Annotated in this window: 17 protein-coding genes; 6 read left to right on the top strand and 11 right to left on the bottom strand. The window is 32.3% G+C overall.

Going from position 1 to position 19,612, the window contains the following annotated elements:
• Positions 1 to 3 precede the first annotated feature (3 nt).
• The 4 genes from SHI72_RS21565 (at position 4) to SHI72_RS21550 (ending at position 4,164) form a co-directional block, all read left to right on the top strand.
• Positions 4 to 333, top strand: a complete 330-nt coding sequence (locus SHI72_RS21565; RefSeq protein WP_035617362.1) for a DMT family transporter — start codon at positions 4 to 6, stop codon at positions 331 to 333.
• Positions 334 to 337: 4 nt separating this feature from the next.
• Positions 338 to 1,096, top strand: coding sequence for a sensor histidine kinase (locus SHI72_RS21560; protein WP_035617363.1), 759 nt, complete (start codon positions 338 to 340; stop codon positions 1,094 to 1,096).
• Positions 1,062 to 1,781, top strand: a complete 720-nt coding sequence (locus SHI72_RS21555) for a LytR/AlgR family response regulator transcription factor (protein ID WP_323491368.1) — start codon at positions 1,062 to 1,064, stop codon at positions 1,779 to 1,781. The genes SHI72_RS21560 and SHI72_RS21555 overlap by 35 nt, the downstream gene beginning before the upstream one ends.
• 112 nt (positions 1,782 to 1,893) lie before the next feature.
• Positions 1,894 to 4,164, top strand: coding sequence for a cation:proton antiporter (locus tag SHI72_RS21550; RefSeq protein ID WP_039117893.1), 2,271 nt, complete (start codon positions 1,894 to 1,896; stop codon positions 4,162 to 4,164).
• Between the two features lie 42 nt (positions 4,165 to 4,206).
• Here the strand turns inward: SHI72_RS21550 and SHI72_RS21545 are convergent, their stop codons facing one another.
• The 3 genes from SHI72_RS21545 to pyrH all read right to left on the bottom strand — a co-directional run bounded on the left by SHI72_RS21545 (position 4,207) and on the right by pyrH (position 8,160).
• Positions 4,207 to 6,708, bottom strand: a complete 2,502-nt coding sequence (locus SHI72_RS21545) for a DUF5686 family protein (RefSeq protein ID WP_323491367.1) — start codon at positions 6,706 to 6,708, stop codon at positions 4,207 to 4,209.
• Between the two features lie 105 nt (positions 6,709 to 6,813).
• Entirely contained in the window at positions 6,814 to 7,377 is a 564-nt protein-coding gene (gene frr, locus SHI72_RS21540) for a ribosome recycling factor (protein ID WP_039117895.1), read from the bottom strand.
• Positions 7,378 to 7,452: 75 nt separating this feature from the next.
• Positions 7,453 to 8,160 (bottom strand): UMP kinase, encoded by a 708-nt coding sequence (gene pyrH, locus SHI72_RS21535; RefSeq protein ID WP_035617376.1) that lies wholly within the window; start codon positions 8,158 to 8,160, stop codon positions 7,453 to 7,455.
• 195 nt (positions 8,161 to 8,355) lie between these two features.
• On the opposite strand from pyrH, the gene SHI72_RS21530 reads away from it, so the two are divergent.
• Entirely contained in the window at positions 8,356 to 8,964 is a 609-nt protein-coding gene (locus tag SHI72_RS21530; RefSeq protein ID WP_323491366.1) for a thioredoxin family protein, read from the top strand.
• Between the two features lie 610 nt (positions 8,965 to 9,574).
• On the opposite strand, the gene SHI72_RS21525 is transcribed toward SHI72_RS21530, so the two are convergent.
• The 8 genes from SHI72_RS21525 to SHI72_RS21490 all read right to left on the bottom strand — a co-directional run bounded on the left by SHI72_RS21525 (position 9,575) and on the right by SHI72_RS21490 (position 16,065).
• Entirely contained in the window at positions 9,575 to 9,739 is a 165-nt protein-coding gene (locus SHI72_RS21525; protein ID WP_323491365.1) for a hypothetical protein, read from the bottom strand.
• A 51-nt stretch (positions 9,740 to 9,790) separates the two neighbouring features.
• Positions 9,791 to 10,495, bottom strand: a complete 705-nt coding sequence (gene truB, locus SHI72_RS21520) for a tRNA pseudouridine(55) synthase TruB (RefSeq protein ID WP_323491364.1) — start codon at positions 10,493 to 10,495, stop codon at positions 9,791 to 9,793.
• Complete coding sequence (locus SHI72_RS21515) at positions 10,495 to 11,292, bottom strand: undecaprenyl-diphosphate phosphatase (protein WP_323491363.1); 798 nt, start codon at positions 11,290 to 11,292, stop codon at positions 10,495 to 10,497. Before SHI72_RS21515 ends, truB begins: the two co-directional genes overlap by 1 nt.
• A 99-nt stretch (positions 11,293 to 11,391) precedes the next feature.
• A complete protein-coding gene (locus SHI72_RS21510; protein WP_035617389.1) occupies positions 11,392 to 11,640 on the bottom strand; it encodes a DUF3098 domain-containing protein in 249 nt (82 codons plus the stop codon).
• Positions 11,641 to 11,694: 54 nt separating this feature from the next.
• Positions 11,695 to 12,570, bottom strand: coding sequence for a cell division protein FtsX (locus SHI72_RS21505; RefSeq protein ID WP_039115415.1), 876 nt, complete (start codon positions 12,568 to 12,570; stop codon positions 11,695 to 11,697).
• Positions 12,571 to 12,984: 414 nt separating this feature from the next.
• The gene (locus tag SHI72_RS21500) at positions 12,985 to 13,581 is read right to left on the bottom strand and encodes a molybdopterin-dependent oxidoreductase (protein WP_323491362.1); all 597 of its coding nucleotides are present in this window, start codon (positions 13,579 to 13,581) and stop codon (positions 12,985 to 12,987) included.
• Between the two features lie 17 nt (positions 13,582 to 13,598).
• Complete coding sequence (locus tag SHI72_RS21495; RefSeq protein WP_323491361.1) at positions 13,599 to 15,599, bottom strand: TonB-dependent receptor; 2,001 nt, start codon at positions 15,597 to 15,599, stop codon at positions 13,599 to 13,601.
• Positions 15,600 to 15,717: 118 nt separating this feature from the next.
• Positions 15,718 to 16,065, bottom strand: a complete 348-nt coding sequence (locus tag SHI72_RS21490; protein ID WP_039115420.1) for a winged helix-turn-helix domain-containing protein — start codon at positions 16,063 to 16,065, stop codon at positions 15,718 to 15,720.
• A 270-nt stretch (positions 16,066 to 16,335) separates the two neighbouring features.
• Between SHI72_RS21490 and SHI72_RS21485 the strand changes: the two genes are divergently transcribed.
• Positions 16,336 to 19,488: a leucine--tRNA ligase gene (locus tag SHI72_RS21485; protein WP_323491360.1), complete on the top strand. Its 3,153-nt coding sequence runs from the start codon at positions 16,336 to 16,338 to the stop codon at positions 19,486 to 19,488.
• The last annotated feature ends 124 nt before the right edge of the window (positions 19,489 to 19,612 follow it).

Genomic DNA, 19,612 nt, shown 5'->3' with positions numbered 1-19,612 from the left:
AAAATGAATTGGATTTTACTTATAATAGCTGGGCTATTCGAAGTAGGTTTTGCCTCTTGTCTTGGCAAAGCCAAAGAAACATCTGGAATGGTATCTACCTACTGGATGATTGGATTTTTTGTATGCCTTACCATAAGTATGGTTTTATTATTTAAAGCAACTCAGGTTTTACCTATAGGAACGGCTTATGCTGTCTGGACAGGAATTGGAGCTGTGGGAACTGTTTTGGTTGGGATTTTTATATTTAAAGAACCAGCTACATTTTGGAGAATATTTTTCTTATCAACTTTAATAGCTTCAATTATTGGGTTAAAATTTGTTTCTAGCCACTAATAACATGCAAACAAGCAACACTATAACTAATTTTCTACTAGCAATAATTCTTTTGCTAGTAGTTTTAATTGGCTATATCGTTTATCAATTAATTCAATCCAGAAAAGCAAAAGAGATAGCCGAAAAGAATTTTTACTTACTCGAGATGAAAGTAAATGATTTGCAATTGGAAACATTAGAATCTAAACTGAATCCACATCTTTTCAAGAACATTCTTAATTCGATTCAATCACATGCATATCAAACTTATTTTGCTCTGGATAAACTGGCAAATGTGTTAGATTATATTCTTTACGAAAGCAAAAAAAAGCTTGTAACACCAAAAGAAGAAATCGAGTTTGCACTGAATCTTATCGAAATCAATAAAATAAAAATCAGCCCACTTTTTGAATTAAAGGTCAAGACTATTATTGGTGAAGACGAAAAATTATACGACCAACCTTTACTTGCCCCTTTAATTTCTATCGATTTAATCGAAAATGCCTTTAAACATGCCGACATACAAAATGCCGATGCTTTTATCTCGGTAATATTCGAATTTAAAGACAATCATTTCTCACTGACGGTTTCTAATAAAATATCAGATAAAAAAGTATTAAAAAAAGAACGAAGCGGTATCGGAAACACCACATTGGAACAACGTTTAAAAATTATCTATAAAAATCAATTCAAACTTGATAAATTTGTAGAGAACGATATTTACATTGCTCATTTAAAAATTAATCTACTTGAATACAAAACTCAAATGCTTACTACTGGATGATGAGTTACCTGGTTTAACTTATCTAAAGATGCTTTGTGAACAAATTCCAACATTAGAGATTGTAAAAACGTTTAATAATCCCGAAAAATTACTAGCAGAAATTCCTAATCTTGATTTCGATTTATTAATCTCGGATATCGAAATGCCAGGAATTGACGGATTGAGTCTTGCCAGTTTACTAGAGAATAAATTAATTATTTTTTGTACCGCTTACAAAGATTATGCAGCCGAAGCGTTTAATATTGATGCTGTAGATTATATTACAAAGCCTGTAAAAATAGAACGTTTGCAAAAAGCAATTTCCAAAGCGCTTGAGCAATTCAATAAACCTGAGGCTACAAAAAAATTCATGCACTTAAATACCGACAAAGGCAAAACCTTGTTGTATTTTAACCAAATTCAATACATAAAAACAGCCACAACAGATAGTCGGGACAAAACGGTGCTACTTACAGATGGTAGTTTGCTTACCTTAAAAAACATTAATTTTGATACCCTTTTAAAGCAATTACCTGATGCTCATTTTTGTCGAGTTAATAAAAAGGAAATCATAGCTATGAACGCTATACAATTCTTTAATCACAACGAAATTGTACTGCTTCATCAAAGAAAAAATGGGGAGAATATTACTCTTTCTTTAAGCGAAACGTACCGATCTGACTTTTTACTTAAAGTAAAAATATAAGTTATTACAAAGTTTTTCCGTCTTATTACATCTAACAGGAATTAGCTCTAGATTTTCTTTTTTCCTTAAAAGTCACTTCTCATATTTGCACAATAAATCAAAATGACGTGATATGAAAAACATCAAAAACTCATTATTTTATCTAATAATTATTGGCGGATTTTCGACTTTAATCTATTTGGTAATCTCAAAAGGAAAAGCATTAGAAATAGGAAGAGATATCGTTGTAAAAAAAACAGAAAGTAGCCATTGGAATGACTTCATTTCGGCAATGATCGAAAATCTACAACATCCGCTTGCTATTTTACTTGCCCAGATTATTACAATTATTTTGGTAGCACGTTTCTTTGGGTGGGTTTTTAGAAAAATTGGTCAACCATCAGTAATTGGAGAAATGGTTGCTGGTATTGTTTTAGGACCATCCCTTATCGGAATGTATTTTCCTGAATTTTCAGCCACTTTATTCCCAAAAGAATCCTTAGGAAACCTACAATTTTTAAGTCAGATTGGTTTAATACTTTTCATGTTCGTAATTGGTATGGAACTAGATTTAAAAGTACTTAAAAACAAAGCACATGAATCTGTAGTAATTAGTCATGCAAGTATTGTAATTCCATTTGCTTTAGGACTAACATTGGCTTATTTCATTTATCATACTTTTGCTCCAGTAGGTGTCGAATTTTCTTCTTTCGGACTCTTTATGGGTATTGCCATGAGTATTACGGCATTTCCCGTTTTAGCTCGAATTGTTCAGGAACGAGGCTTGCAAAAAACTAAACTTGGTACCATTGCCATAACTTGTGCTGCTGCCGATGATATTACTGCCTGGTGTATTCTTGCCGTAGTAATTGCTATTGTAAAAGCAGGTTCATTTACTAGTTCATTATATGTAATAGGATTAGCTATTTTGTATGTAATTGTGATGCTAAAAATAGTTCGACCGTTTTTAAAACGTGTAGGCGATTTAAATTCAACTCGTGAAAGTTTAAACAAACCAGTAGTTGCCATTTTCTTTTTAACGCTTTTATTTTCTTCTTACGCTTCAGAGCTAATAGGAATCCATGCTTTATTTGGTGCATTTTTAGCAGGAGCAATCATGCCAGAAAACAATAAATTCCGTAACATTTTCATCGAAAAAGTAGAAGATGTATCGGTTATACTTTTACTTCCTTTATTCTTTGTTTTCACAGGATTACGTACTCAGATAGGCTTATTAAATGATCCTTATTTATGGAAAGTTACAGGAGTAATTATTGCTGTGGCTGTAGTTGGTAAATTCTTCGGAAGTGCTCTTGCAGCCAAATTTGTGGGACAAAACTGGAAAGATAGTTTAGCCATCGGCGCCTTAATGAATACTCGTGGTTTAATGGAGCTAGTGGTCCTAAACATAGGATATGATTTAGGTGTTTTATCTACCGAAATCTTTACCATGATGGTAATTATGGCATTGGTTACTACATTTATGACTGGACCTGCTTTAGACTTTATCAATTTTATCTTTAAAGATAAAAAGACGACTATTCCAGAAGAAATAGGAAACAAAAGCAAATACAAAATCTTATTTTCATTTGATACTCCCGAAAAAGGAAAAACTTTATTGCGTATTGCAAATAGCCTGACTAAAAAACAACCTGATAATACTATTGTAACAGCAATGCATTTATCGTTGAGCTCTGAGTTACACTCGTTTGAAGTAAAAGATTATGAAAGAGAAATGCTCTTACCAGTTATTTCAGAATCTGAAGTTTTAAACCAAAACATGATTAGCCTTTTTAAAGTATCTAATGATATTGATGCTGATATAACCGAAACGGCAAACCAAGGTGAATACGATTTATTATTGGTTAGTTTAGGACAATCTATTTTCGACGGAACGTTGCTAGGTAAAATCCTTGGTTTCACGACCAGAATCGTAAATCCAGACCGTTTAATCGATAAATTCACAGGAAAGGAAGGATTGTTTGAAAATTCACCTTTTGATGAAAGAACAAGGCACGTTATCGCTAAAAGCAAAATGCCAGTCGGAATTTTTATCGACAAGGAATTAGAAGAAATAAATCAGGTTTTCATGCCTGTTTTTAGCAAAGAAGATGCATTCCTTATCGAATATGCAAAAAAATTAATTAACAACAATGGTTCCCAAATTACGATTCTAGATGCGAGCGGAGAATTAAAAAGCACCCGGGATATGCAGGAATCTATTCGATCTATTGAACAAATTGCCCCAAATCATATCATGCTAATGTCTGATAGAACTATTAAAAAAGAGTTTTTAGAAAATCAAGATTTAATGATTATTAGTTTAGACAGCTGGAAAAAACTAATCGAATCTCAAAGCACATGGCTTAATAATACGCCATCGGTTTTAATTCTTAAACCTTAATAGTTTTAAAAATCCCATTCGTAAAGAATGGGATTTTTTTATTTATATACCTAAATTAAGCACAAAACTCAATTTAACGGCGATATTATCTTCAAATCTAGGTAACTGATTTGGTCCGTAGCGATAGAATCCGCTTAATCCCAAACCATTAAATATCTGATTAATTTCTATACCCGATTCAAAGAAACCTTTATTTAACGTCTTGTAGTCAATCCCAACATGTTGTTCTGGGTTTTTCATATTTCCCCACGCCATACGCGAGACTAACACTAATGACGGTCTTACTTTCTTGATAATTTTAAATCGGTTAAAACCATGCTTTACCTGAAAAATAGCATATTCGCTGGAGAAAAATTCATTAAAAAACATCGTTTCAAAACTGTTTCTACCTGCAAACGTTATTCTCTGAATCATTGTTTCTTTGGTAATATTATTCGGAGAGGTATTGTATAAGTGTGTAATTGGTACATCGCCCATTGCATATCCTGCTTGCAAGAGCAAACTTGTTTTTTGCCCATTCAGATATTTTTTCTCGTATTCGGTTTTAAAATCTATTTTAGAGAAATTAAAATCGTTTTCCATCACTTTAGGCAATGATTGAGTGTATTGTATGGTAAACTTCGGAAATCTTTTTTCAGTTTCAATTCGCCCGTTTGGGGTTTGCATATAATCACTAAACGGATTCCAAGCCAATGATAACATTGCCGTCGTCATAACATAGTTAGTATACAATCTTCCGTTTAAATTGTAAGCATAGTCAAATTTGGGCTCGATAAAGGAACGTGAAAGCTCAAAAATACTTTCTGTCTTCGGTACAATTCGAGTACCCACATAACTAGCCCAACTCACATAATTATAAAAAGTACTAATGTTTATGGGTCTTGGATCATAGAGTTTAAATACTCTTTTATCTACTGCAAAAACGGTACTTGCAATCTCTCTTACATCGTTGGTGTATGATGCTCCTACCCATGTATTCGAAAATCTTTCGACTCTTGTAGATAAATCCAGGTTGTATTTAAAGTTACCGTCTTTTGTCCCGTAACCTGTGTAACCACCAATCTTATATTTTTTTGAAAACTGCTCATTGGTAACTCCTCCTAAACCAAATCGGAATCCTTCGTAATTATTATAACTAAATAGTTTTCTTAAGTCTAAATCGACAACACTTAACGGCAAGTAGCCATTAATAATTTTTCGTCCAAATCTAATTTTGCTTTCGACTCTTTTCTTTAACGAAATACTATCTAATAACATGTACGTTTTCTGCGAGCGAATATCTAAACTATCTTTTCGATATTTATTCCAAAAACTCTCTGGCTTTTTTATAGCATCATCTGTAATCTCAATATAGATAGATGGATTTTTTATTTCTATTGTTCTGTTATAATGAACATCAAAATTGTTGCTTTCGGACATTAGATATGTATAATCCGAAGCTCCTTTTTTCCTATGAATATCTTCTTCTTGTTCTGCATCTCCGTCAAACTGAATTGTTCCTCCAAGAATCTTAATATCATCGTCATTTTTTCCTTTAACGATTTTGAACGTTGTATTCTTTGGAAACCAGATTTTCTCCTCTGGAATATAATCAAACTCATGTATTCCGCTAATATCGAGTACACCTTTTATACGCATTACCGCTTTTGCAATAGCGTAACTATCCTGATCAATATAAAGAACTCCTTCCAAGCCTAATTCAGACTTCTTCATTCGGTTTTTAAAGTAAACCATATAGGTTTGCCTTCCTTTTATCATAACCGTATCCAGTAACTTATAACTGTAGTCTTTTAAAGCATCTTTGGCAATTGGGCTATTATACTTGGTTTCGAAAAGTTCATAATTAGAATCGTATATAGAAATCGATTGTAGATTAAATGCAATAATTTCATAAATAGGCTGCTTGAAACCTGCCATTTTTGTTCCTAGAATGGTTTCTTTTAGCTTCTTGTTTCCAAACTGATATTGAGATACTTTTTCGGTTTGAAATAAATGCTGTTTGTTAGAAATCTCTTTGAATTTAAAATTAGCAGAATCTACCTTAATAAATCTTCGACCTATAGCTTCTTGCACAAAAATAGAATCTAATCTTGAGTTTATAGAATCGGGATTTGCCGTTACAATTAATTTGTTATAGGTTTTATACTCAAAACTCGTTAATTTTTTTTGTGGGTTATTTTTGTCCTTACTCGCAATTGTTTTTCTGATGATTTCAAGAGCGGGATTCTCGTTTGAGATAACAACTTCTTTTAAAGCATCTGTAGATTCGGCCAGGCTTATTTTATAAAACTTCTTATTAGGCGAAGTATAAATTGTAATTGATGTATATCCTATATAAGAAACCGAAAAATATTCGATACTAGAAATTGATAGGAGTGTAAATTTTCCATCGACATCAGTAATGGTGTTCATACCATCATCTGTAACGATTGTTGCAAAAGGGAGTGGTTTATTGGTAGCGTTTTCCGTTACAATTCCGTTTATCTGGAATTGCGCTTGTATAGAAAGCGTGAAAAACAATGTCAAGAAACACAATAACTTCATACAGAAAACAATATTATAAATTGGCTAGGATACACAAAAGTAAGAATAAAAAAATCCGTCTCGTATAAAATTAACAAGACGGATTTTTTAATCGTTATAAAAAGATTAAACCTTCATGATTTCAGCCTCTTTATTAGCTAATAACTCATCAATAAGTTTAATATATTTGTTAGTCAGGTTTTGTACTTCTTCTTCTGCGCTTTTGCAAACATCTTCTGAAGTTCCTTCTTTTTCTAGTTTTTTAATATCTGTGTTGGCATCCTTACGAACGTTTCTCACACCAATCTTAGCATCTTCTGCTTCTGATTTTGCTTGTTTTGCCAAATCTCTACGACGCTCTTCTGTTAATGGCGGAACACTTATGATAATCACATCTCCATTATTCATAGGATTAAAACCAATGTTGGCTACCATGATTGCTTTTTCAATTGTTTGCAACATATTTTTTTCAAATGGTTGCAAAGTAATTGTTCTTGCATCTGGAACACTAATTTTAGCCACTTGCGAAAGTGGTGTTGCTGAACCATAATAATCTACAAAAACACTTCCAAGCATTGCTGGAGATGCTTTTCCTGCACGAATATTTAGAAATTCTTTTTCTAAATGTGCAATAGAATTTGCCATTGATTCTTTAGTGCTATCTAAGATAAATTCGATTTCTTCAGTCATATTTTTAAGTTTTCAGTTTTCAATCTCAGTTTTCAGTTCAAGTCGACAATTGCGACTGTAAACTGTAACTGAATACTATATATTTACTACAGTTCCAATATTTTCGCCTTCGCAAATTCTCAATAAATTTCCGATTTTGTTCATATCAAAAACCACAATTGGTAATTTATTTTCCTGGCTTAATGTAAAAGCAGTAGTATCCATTACATTTAATCCTTTTTTAAGTACATCTTCAAAAGAGATAAAATCAAATTTTACAGCTGATGCATTTTTCTCTGGATCCGAGTCGTAAACACCGTCAACACGAGTTCCTTTTAAAATAACATCGGCATTAATTTCTATACCTCTTAAAACTGCTGCTGTATCTGTAGTAAAGTAAGGGTTTCCAGTACCTGCACCAAAAATCACAATTCTGTTTTTCTCAAGGTGGCGTACTGCTCTTCTTTTAATATAAGGTTCTGCAATTGATTCTATTTTTAGAGCCGTTTGCAAACGCGTTAACATTCCTTTATTTTCCAAAGCGCCTTGTAATGCCATTCCGTTAATTACAGTAGCAAGCATTCCCATATAATCACCTTGTACTCTATCCATTCCTGAACTTACCCCAGAAACTCCTCTAAAAATGTTTCCTCCTCCAATTACAATGGCAATTTCTACTCCCTTTGCATGAATTTGCTTAATTTCTTCGGCATATTCGTCCAATCTTTTTGGGTCGATTCCGTATTGTAAATCTCCCATTAAAGCTTCTCCACTTAATTTAAGAAGAATTCTTTTGTATTTCATTTCTATGTTGCGTTGGTTTGTGCAAATATAGACATATTCTGATTTTTAAAAATAGTGTTTTAAAAAAATTAATTTATCTTCTCTTTTTTGCATAAAACGTCCATTTTAATAATGTATTTAGGACACAACATGACAAAAATCAGCATCGGTTTCTATTAAAGCTGTAAATTTGTATTTCATAAAAAAATAAAATTTATGCAAAAATGTATTTCCAACGCCCTGTCCAATAGCTATTCATATATCGAATACCGAAAACTTGTTTCTGATTTATTAGCCGAAGGAAAATCGACAGGACTAGAACAATCCGAAGATTTAACAAATTATAGCAGCTTGAACGAAACTCGAATGAATCGGCTGGAAAAAACAATAAAAATTACCGAAACAACGATTTCTAAGCTACAAAACGTTCACAAAAATTATATTTGGCTCGTTATTTCTGAAGGTTGGTGTGGAGATGCTGCACAATTATTGCCTATTATTTATAAAATGGCAACAGAATCTAAAAACAAAATCGATCTGAAAATTGTACTTCGTGATGAAAATTCTGAGTTAATGAATCTGTTCTTAACAAATGGAGGAAAAGCAATTCCGAAATTAATTATAATCGATAAAGAAAAACTTGAAGTTCTTGCCGATTGGGGACCACGCCCAAAAGGAGCAATTGACTTGGTAAACAACTATAAAAAAGAATTTGGGGCTTTTGATGAAACTATCAAGGCCAATTTACAATTATGGTACCTTCATGATAAAGGAGTTTCTACACAGGATAAAATCATGGAAATCATGGAAAAACAGGAAGGATAACTGATTGTATTTTTTACCACAAATCTTAAATATTTACAAAACACAAACTAAAACACTGAAAACAAGTATTATACATCAAAAAAAATATTTATTTTTAATTTATTTTTTGTAACTTGCTGTTATAGTCCCAATTCTATTATTTACTTTTTTATTTGCTCTTTTTATTGGTGTCTATTTATTGTCTAACAATTAAAAAATGCACTATTATGAAAAAGTTATTTGAAAAGTTCTACGATTTTTTTTCGCGATTCTTGTTTGGAGGGAAAAACATATCTCATTATTAACCTCAAAAAACACATTGTATGGAATAGCGATACTCAAGTATTAGCACATTACAATATCTTATTTGTAATGTGCTAATTTCATTTTTATGAAGATTGATTATTCAAGGAAATTCCATTAAAGCTTAGTGAAATAAGTACCTTAACTAAAAAGGCTAAATTCCTCCGTTTAATATGTTTTGATGAACTTACATTCCTTACATGGCAAAGCAACCATATAAGTTATTTAAGTAAATTTAAGTTTAAATCTACAAATCTTAAAACGAAAGTCTTAGTTCAATATTCGTGAATTGAAGGAAGATCAACAAAATCAAAAAGTGCAGAAGTAACTACTTCTTTCTTTGGGATTTCCATTCTTGAAAATGTTTTTTAGACTCTTCTAATGAATAAAAAACTCCGCCTTCTACTTCTTTAATCATTGAAGCAAATTTTTTTTGAGACATTGGTTTACCAGGTATCGCAAGATTATCGAAATTATTTTTTTTGGCATTCATAATAGTAAAGTTATCTACAAAACCATGAAAACAAATTTCTTTTGAAATAGTTTATTCTTTGTTCAACCCTAAAGAAGCTTCAAATAAAGTTACATCAGTTGCATTCTTTACATCGTAATCACCAATTTTAGTTCTTCTTAAAGCAGTTAAATGGGAACCAGAATTCATTGCTTTTCCAAAATCAAAAGCTAATGATCGAATATAAGTTCCTTTGCTGCAAACTACTCTAAAATCGATTTCTGGAAGTGCGATTCTTGTAATTTCAAATTCGTGAATTGTAGTTTTTCGACTTGCAATTTCGATAGTTTCTCCTGCACGTGCATGCTCGTATAAACGAACGCCATCTTTTTTTATAGCAGAGAAAATAGGTGGTTTTTGATCTATTTCGCCCAAAAACTGTTTTACAGTTTCATGAATAAGCACCTCATCGATATGTTCCGTTGGGAAAGTTTGGTCAATTTCGGTTTCTAAATCATAAGAAGGTGTGGTGGCTCCAATAAAGAAAGTCCCAGTATATTCTTTGGCTTGACCTTGTAACTCGGTAATTCTTTTGGTAAACTTACCTGTACAAATAAGTAATAGCCCTGTTGCCAAAGGATCTAATGTACCTGCATGACCAATTTTAAATTTCTTTGGTAATCCAGCTTTGTTTATCAGTGCATATTTTAACTTATTTACTGCCTGAAAAGAACTCCAATTTAATGGCTTATCTATTAGTAAAATTTGTCCGTTTAAAAAATCTTCGGGAGTGTTCATTATATAATAGTAAGCGGATGAATAAAGAAATGAATTAGTAACAATACAATTCCAGCAATAATTCGGTAATATCCAAATACTTTGAATCCGTTTTTAGTCAAAAATCCTATGAAAGTTTTAATAGCCAAAAGCGCTACTATAAAAGCTACAATGTTACCAATAATCAATAAATTAACTTGATCATGCGATAATTCGAATCCTGCTTTATAATAATCATAACACTTTTTTACTGTTGCTCCCAACATCGTAGGAACAGCCAAAAAGAATGAAAACTCTGCGGCTGTAGTTCTTGTCAATTTTTGCGACATTCCTCCTACTATACTTGCTCCACTTCTAGAAACTCCAGGAATCATTGCCAAACACTGGAACATTCCTATTTTAAAAGCTTGCAAATAGGTGATTTCTTGTGATGTTTCGGCTCCTTTTGGTGTACTAAACCATTCATCGACTTTTAATAAAATAATTCCTCCTAGTAAAAGTGAAATTGCAACTGTAACTGGATTTTCTAATAGACCATCTATAAAATCACTTAATAGTAATCCTAAAACAACTGCTGGTATAAAAGCAACCAATAATTTAAAGTAAAAATCTAGCGTTTGAAAGAAACGTTTGAAATACAAAACTACAACCGAAAGAATCGCGCCTAGCTGAATTACAATCGTAAAAAGTTTTGTAAAATCATCATGGGCAATCCCAAAAAATGATGAGGCAATAATCATGTGGCCAGTTGAAGAAACAGGTAAAAATTCTGTAATTCCTTCAATAATGGCTAAAACAACAGCTTGTAAAGTATCCATTTATTAGATTGTTAGATTGTTTAGAATATTAGACTGTTTAGATTTTTCAGAAAAGATTAATCTAATAATCTAAAGATCTAAAATGTCTAAGGAGCCTAATTAGTCTGTTTTAGGGTTTTTAAGAATAGCATAAATTGTGATTCCAAAGCCTATCAAAACGGTAGTTGGAGCCAAACGAATACGTCTGAAATTAAAAATAGCTTCATTAAAAACATTTGGATCATCACTTCCTCCGCCTGCCATTAAGATAAATCCTAATGCAATTACACCAATCCCAACCAATAAAATTTTATAATTTACTTTATCAAAAAGGAATTCCTGTTTTTTTTGTTCTTCTTTATTTTTCATTTCTAAAATTAAATTCTGTTATAATGTTTACTGAATACTGCGACTATACACTTTTTAATAAAGATCGTCGGTTCTTAAATTCAAGAAACGTTGTGTAGCAAAGTGTGTACTTAACCAAGTAATTAAAACTCCGATTCCTAAAACAGCCAATAATACTAACCCAATAAGAGCTTTATCATCTAATATTCCCAGTCCTGGATAGTTTGTATCTACATATATTAAAAGTCCGATTAAAGCAACAATTGCCAAACCAGCACCAATTAATCCTAATTTAATGCTTCGCATTACAAATGGTTTACGAATAAACGATTTTGTAGCACCAACCATTTGCATTGTTTTAATAATAAATCGATTAGAATGTATTGATAAACGTAATGAACTATTAATAAGCAATACTGCAATTACAGTTAAAAATCCGCTTATAATTAAAATCCACATACTTACTTTTTTGATATTATCATTAACCAGATTTACCAATTGTTTGTCATAAACAATATCCGAAACCATAGTGTTTTTACGTAAGTTAGTTTCTATTTTAGTAATACTATCTCTAACAACATAATCTGCTTTTAAGTGAATATCGTAAGAATTCAATAATGGATTCTCTCCTAAAAACGTTAGGAAATCTTCACCAATAATATCGGTATGTTGTTTAGCAGCAGCTTCTTTAGTAACATAAACAAACGATCTTGCAAAAGGAGCTCTTTTCAATTCGGTATTAAATGCCTTTATTATACTATCATTAGCTTCGTTTTTGAAGAAAACCGTCATTGCGATTTTTTCTTTAAAATCATCTGCTAATTTTTTAGAATTAATAATGAACAATCCTAGTACTCCCAAAAGGAATAAAACCAGAAATACACTTAATACAACCGAAAAATAAGAGGAAATTAACCTGCGTTTTTGAAATTTATCAAAGTTAGAACTCATAGTTTGCTTAAATTATGTGGTAAAAATAATAAAGAATTTCATTATTTACAGCTAATAACGAACTTTTATACTATAATTATACATTTAGACATTGAATAAAAAGTTTATTTAACCGCAAAGTACGCCAAGTTTTTTTAATGCGCGACTTTATAAAAACGTAAAGTGCGCAAAGCTGAATCAACAACTTAGTCTTTCGTAAGCTTACTTATTGAAAATCTTAGTCACTTAGAACCTTAAAAGTTGATTTAACCGCAAAGTGCGCAAAGGTTTTAAATATATAGTTTTATAAAAACGCAAAGTACACAAAGCTTTGCGAACTTTGCGTACCCCTTTGTGCACTTTGCGGTTAGATCTTCAAAACCTTAGCCACTTAGAACCTTAGTAGCTTAGAAAAACCTTAGTAACTCAGAACCTTTACTTAACTTTATAAACTTCTATACTTTTAAGCCAGGAAACATGGCGCGGACCTGTTTTTATGTCATTTTTACAAATCGTAATCATTTCTCCGTTTTTTACCGGTTTACCATTTTCTTCAAAAAGAACATAGGCATTTTCTCCTGTTGGATTATTAAAAATTTCTGCCCACGAAAATGTTGCCATATACCCATCAGAAGCTCTTGCTACGATATAAAAATTACGGTCTTTATGTCCGCTTTGTTTAATTTTAGCTTTCTCTAAAATGTCTTTTAGTAAAACTCCTTTGCAAGTTTTATCATCTTTTTTAACTTCTCCGCTCTGGCAAACTACTTTAAAATCATTTATGGTTACCACTTTCATTTTACGCAATGAATCTACAGTTAATTGCAACAGAAACTCTACTTCACCTTTTACTTCAATTTGATGATTTACCAGTTTTAAACTATCTTCTGGCGTAAGAACTGGATGTTTATCGTTATCCACTTTTGAAACTTTTTCAGTTGCAACAGCATCTTCTTTTTCCTTTTTAGAAGAATTACACATCGTGCATGAAAATGCTATTAATAGAATAAGAATATAATTTTGAGTTTTCATATAAAATTATTTTTGATTTAGTTATTAAAAAAACGAAGCGTCACAAAAAAATTGCGCCCTTCCTCAGGATATCCTTCTACAAGACTGTAGCTCTTATCAAATATGTTATTTACTCCAGCATCGATACTAAAGTTTTTAGCAATTTTACCCGAGCCATAAAGATTTAAAAGGGTATAATCTGGAACTCTCGTGCCATAACTAGTACTAATTCTAGACGAATTAAACTCAGAGTTAGCTATTAATCTCAGTAATTTTATTGGCTGATACTCTACCGTTCCCATAACTTTAGTATTAGGCACATCGGTAAAATGAATGGTAGGATCTGTTAAGTTATTTCTTTCGATATAAGTATAGTTTACATTAAAAGATAAATTCTGCAATAGCGAATAATTCAATTGCGCCTCAACTCCTATATATTCGGCTTTTCCAAAGTTTTGCATTTGCGATTTACCAGGCATAACATTACTTACATTTAAAATCGCATCAGTTAGCGAACTATAAAATACAGCCGTTTGAAATGTTATTTTGCTAAAAAGATTAGCAGTATAATTTATTTCATAGTTTACTGCTTTTTCAGGCTTTAGGTCTGGATTAGGAATTGCAGTTCCCATTCGGTATGAATAACGATCTTTAATAGTTGCAAATCGTGTTTTCTGCGAAACGGTTGCTCCTAGTTTTTGATTTTCATTTAACTGATAAAAAAATCCTATTTGCGCATTAAAAGCATCACTTGCATCTGCCGTTGGATAATCTGAAATTACTTTTGTAGTACTATTATAATCTTCTGCTTCTTTGTTTTTCCTGATATTATAACTCACTCCGGGAACCAAAGTAAATTTGTTCGAGATTTTATAAACATCTTCAATCCCAATCAGTATTGTATTGTCTACAAAATTACGCACAGGTTCGCCAAGATTATTTTCCCGATGCACATCTTCTTTAAAATGAAACGCAATCTTAAGGTTATTTTTCGGAATTAATTGTGTGTCATATTCCAGATTTCCTCCATACGTATAATCGTTATAATTACTCTGAAAAGCATACGGTTTCGTTTGGGTTGAATATGTATTATCATCATAACTATCCAACTTATTTTTAAATTTATCGTAGTATATTCTGGTTTTAAAACTGTTCTTATCGTCAAAACTAGAATTAGAGATAAAATAATAACTCTCTTTATCCCAATTTGGCCATTGCCAATAACGCGGTTTTGCTAAAAGCGAATTAAGTACATCGTCTCCCGCATAAACAGGATTCCCCTTCTCTCCTTGTTGATTAATGTACCCTATTGCGTATTCGCTCTTTTCGGTTGGTGTCCACCCTATTTTAAAGCTAATTTTCTGGTCGGTACGATAGGAATTATCTCTTTGTCCACCATCTTCATTTTTAGAAGGAACATAATTAGACGACATTCTAAACGAATCGCGATGCAAATATGAATAGCCTCCCTGAACATAAAATTTCCCCAGATTAGAACCTATATTAATATTGCCTTTATATCCGTTTGAATTAATCATTCCTAGTGAACCATCATATTCTAATATTTCCGAAGGCTTTCTAGAAATAAGATTAATTGCGCCACCAAGTGAATTCGGACCATAAAGCACCGACGAAAATCCTTTGGAAACATCAATCGCAGCAAGGTCAAAAGTGGTAAATCGAGCCAAATCGACATAACCATCATAAGGAACATAAACAGGAATTCCGTCCATATAAACAGGAACTTGCCTTAAATCAAACCCACGAATAGAAACCATAGATTCGTTTCTTGGTCCCGAAGCTGTTAAACTCACACCCGGAAGCATATTTAATGCCTGCGAAACATCCATTTTATTTTGCGATTCCATCTTTTTTGTCGTTACCCTATTTAGCGTATCCTTAGTTTTATTATTTTTTATAATAACTTCTCCAAGCATAAACATATTAGTAGGTTTTACCGAATCGACAGCAACTTGATTGTTTTGTTGGCATAAACCAATGAGCGGAAATAGTAAAAACATTATAATTTTTAACTTCATAATTTTAATAGTTTTTCAGTATGTTTTTAAAAGAACACTGATTATTAGCATTTTGATTATAATTAGTCAACACTTTTTTTCAGTATGTTTTAAAATGAATACTGATTATTAAAAAATTTTAGAACCTTAAATTTTGAGCTTCTTTTTGAGCAAAATCTTTAATTCTTTTTTCGATTTCATAAAATACAGTAATTGCAGTTTCTCCAGCTTCAGTCAATCGTGCACCTCCACCACCTTTTCCTCCCAGAAGTTTCTCTACCAAAGGCGATTCGGCACGCTGATTCATCTCCTCAACCAATTGCCACGCTTGTCTGTACGCCATTTTCATTTCTTTGGCAGCATTGGTAATAGAACCCGTTTTTTTAATATTCTCCAATAACCAAATCTTGCCAATACCCAAAAAAGGACCTTCGGCTTCTTCAATCCAAAGTCGAACTTCAATAGAATATTTTTTCTTATCTCCCATTTATCTTTTAAAAACGCATCTAAAATACTCAAATTTTAAGTAAAATTATTCTCTCAATTGCTTAAATATTTTAAAAAACAAAAAAATCATTCTTACCTGCAAACCACAAATTTATGTATTCCCGTTTTTTTAAATACTGATTTTTATCATTAATCCTATATCTTAAAAAATAACTTTGGTACAATGCACAATAAACGTAAATTTGCCAACTTATAATTCAGTGATAAAACCTTAGAATCTTTGTCACTCTGAACCTTTGAATCTTTTATAATGAAGTACAATCCGATTGAAATAGACGCCAAATGGCAAAAATATTGGGCAGACAATAAAACTTTTGCAGCCGAAAATAATTCCGAAAAGCCGAAACATTACGTACTCGATATGTTTCCTTATCCATCTGGAGCGGGATTACACGTTGGGCACCCGCTAGGTTATATTGCTTCTGATGTGTATTCTCGTTTTAAAAGACACCAAGGTTTTAATGTTTTACACCCGATGGGTTACGATAGTTTCGGATTACCCGCTGAGCAATATGCTATACAAACAGGTCAACGCCCGGAAGATACTACTCGCGTAAATATTGATGGTGGTGTAGATAAAGAAGGAAAACAAATTGCCGGATACAGAAAGCAATTAGATAAAATAGGATTCTCATTTGATTGGGACAGAGAAGTTCGTACTTCAAATCCTGATTATTACAAGCATACTCAATGGATTTTTATCCAATTGTTTAATTCTTGGTACAATAAAGATGCTGATAAAGCCGAAGATATTTCGACTTTGATTTCTATTTTCGAAAAAGAAGGAAATGCAACTGTAAATGCAGTTTGCGATGATAATATAATAGGTTTTTCGTCAAGCGAATGGATATCATTTTCATCAGATGAACAACAAAAAATACTATTACAATACAGATTAACTTATTTGGCAGAAACTGAAGTAAACTGGTGTCCTGGTTTAGGAACAGTTTTGGCAAATGACGAAATCGTAAATGGTGTTTCTGAGCGTGGTGGTTATCCTGTAATCCGTAAAAAAATGACACAATGGAGCATGCGTATTTCTGCTTATGCAGAACGTTTGTTACAAGGTCTTAACGATATCGACTGGAGTGAATCTATAAAAGAATCACAAAGAAACTGGATTGGGAAATCAGTTGGAGCAATGGTTTCTTTCAATGTGCTGCCAACAACCAACAACCAACAACCAGCAACTATTTCGGTTTTCACCACTCGTCCCGACACTATCTTCGGGGTTACGTTTATGACATTGGCTCCTGAGCATCCTTTGGTTGCTGAGATTACAACTCCAGAACAAAAAGCAGCGATTGAAGCCTATATCGAAAAAACTGCAAAACGTTCTGAGCGTGAGCGTATGGCCGATGTAAAAACTATTTCGGGAGTATTTACAGGTGCTTATGCTGAACATCCTTTTACCAAAGAACCAATTCCGGTTTGGATTGGTGATTATGTATTAGCAGGATACGGAACTGGTGCTGTAATGGCGGTTCCTTGTGGAGACGAAAGAGATTATGCTTTTGCAAATTTCTTTAAAGGAGAGCAAGGAATGCCTTCTATAAAAAATATTTTTGCTAATGTTGATATTTCTGAAGCGGCTTACGGTTCAAAAGACAATGTAGAAATTGCAAATTCTGATTTCTTAAACGGATTAAATTATAAAGAAGCTACTCAAAAAGCGATAGCCGAATTAGAGAAATTAAATCAAGGAACAGGAAAAACCAATTACCGTTTGCGTGATGCAGTATTTTCACGTCAGCGTTATTGGGGAGAGCCTTTCCCTGTATATTATGTAAATGGGTTGCCACAAATGATTGAGGCGCAACATTTACCAATTATTTTACCTGAAGTAGAGAAATATTTACCAACCGAAGACGGATTGCCTCCATTAGGAAATGCAAACGTTTGGGCTTGGGATACTAAAACCAATACTGTTGTAAATACTAATTTGGTTGATAACGTTACTATTTTTCCATTAGAATTGAACACTATGCCAGGTTGGGCAGGAAGTTCTTGGTACTGGATGCGTTATATGGATGCTCATAACGAAAATGAATTTGCAAGTAAAGAAGCATTAGCATATTGGGAAAGTGTCGATTTATATATTGGTGGAAGCGAACACGCAACCGGACATTTATTATATTCTCGTTTCTGGAATAAATTTTTAAAAGACAAAGGTTTTGCTCCAACCGAAGAACCATTCAAAAAACTGATTAATCAGGGAATGATTTTGGGGACTAGTGCTTTTGTTTATAGATTAAATGTTACGAGTGTTTCAGGAGAAAGAAATAATTCCAGTCAAAATGATGTTGGAGATAATCTTTACGGAAAATCTGTTTATGTTAGTCTGAAATATTATAAAGAGTTTATAAAGTACAGAGATTTGTATTATAGTTCTAAAGAGTATTCTGAACTTATAAAAAACTATGGCAATTCGAATTCTGAATTTAAAGTCTATTTAGACAGAGCAAGTGAAGTTGTGATGTTTAATCAAGAGAGTATAATACTAAAAGAATTATCAGATTTATTATTTGATAAAACCACTATTAATACCAGAAGAATTACAATTGATGAACAGTCGTTCAATAAATTACACACAGATGTTTCTTTTGTAAATTCGTCTGATGAATTAGATATTCAAAGATTTAGAGTTTGGAGAAAAGACTACGCTGATGCAGTTTTTATAACCGAAGAAAACGGTAAATATATTGTAGGTCGCGAGGTCGAAAAAATGTCGAAATCATATTATAATGTAGTTACACCAGATGATATTTGTAATGAATATGGCGCAGATACATTACGTTTATATGAAATGTTCTTAGGACCATTAGAGCAAGCTAAACCTTGGAATACTGCTGGAATCTCAGGAGTATTTGGTTTCTTGAAAAAACTATGTCGTTTGTATTTTGATGATAATGGTTTAATTATTACCAATGACGAACCAACAAAAGACAACTTAAAATCATTACATAAAACCATTAAAAAAGTGGTAGAAGATGTGGAGAGTTTCTCTTTCAACACTTCTGTTTCTCAGTTTATGATTTGTGTAAACGAATTGTCTACACAAAACTGTCATTCTCGTGCTATACTTGAGCCTTTAGCAATTGTAATTTCGCCTTATGCACCACATATTGCGGAAGAATTATGGTCATTATTAGGTCATACAACATCTATTGCAGCTGTTGCTTTCCCTACTTTTGAACCTAAGTATTTAGTAGAAAGTAGCAAAGAATACCCAGTTTCGTTTAACGGAAAAATGCGTTTCACTATCGAATTGCCTTTGGATTTAACCAAAGAACAAATCGAAGAAATCATTATGAAAGACGAAAGAACATTAAAACAATTGGATGGTAAAACACCAAACAAAGTAATTATTGTTCCTGGAAAAATCATTAATTTGGTTGGATAATAAATTCAATTTACAATATTTTATAAATTCCAAATTCCAACTTTTGTTGGGTTTGGAATTTTTTTTGTGCAAAGTTTTTTTATCAAATTAAAATTTCCATTCTTAAAATCCCCACCAACATTGG

Origin of the sequence: Flavobacterium sp. PL02 (assembly GCF_035013205.1) — a bacterium.
Lineage (GTDB): Bacteria > Bacteroidota > Bacteroidia > Flavobacteriales > Flavobacteriaceae > Flavobacterium.
The sequence above is the reverse complement of the archived record's forward strand: the minus strand, read 5'-3'. Positions and strand labels throughout refer to the sequence as shown.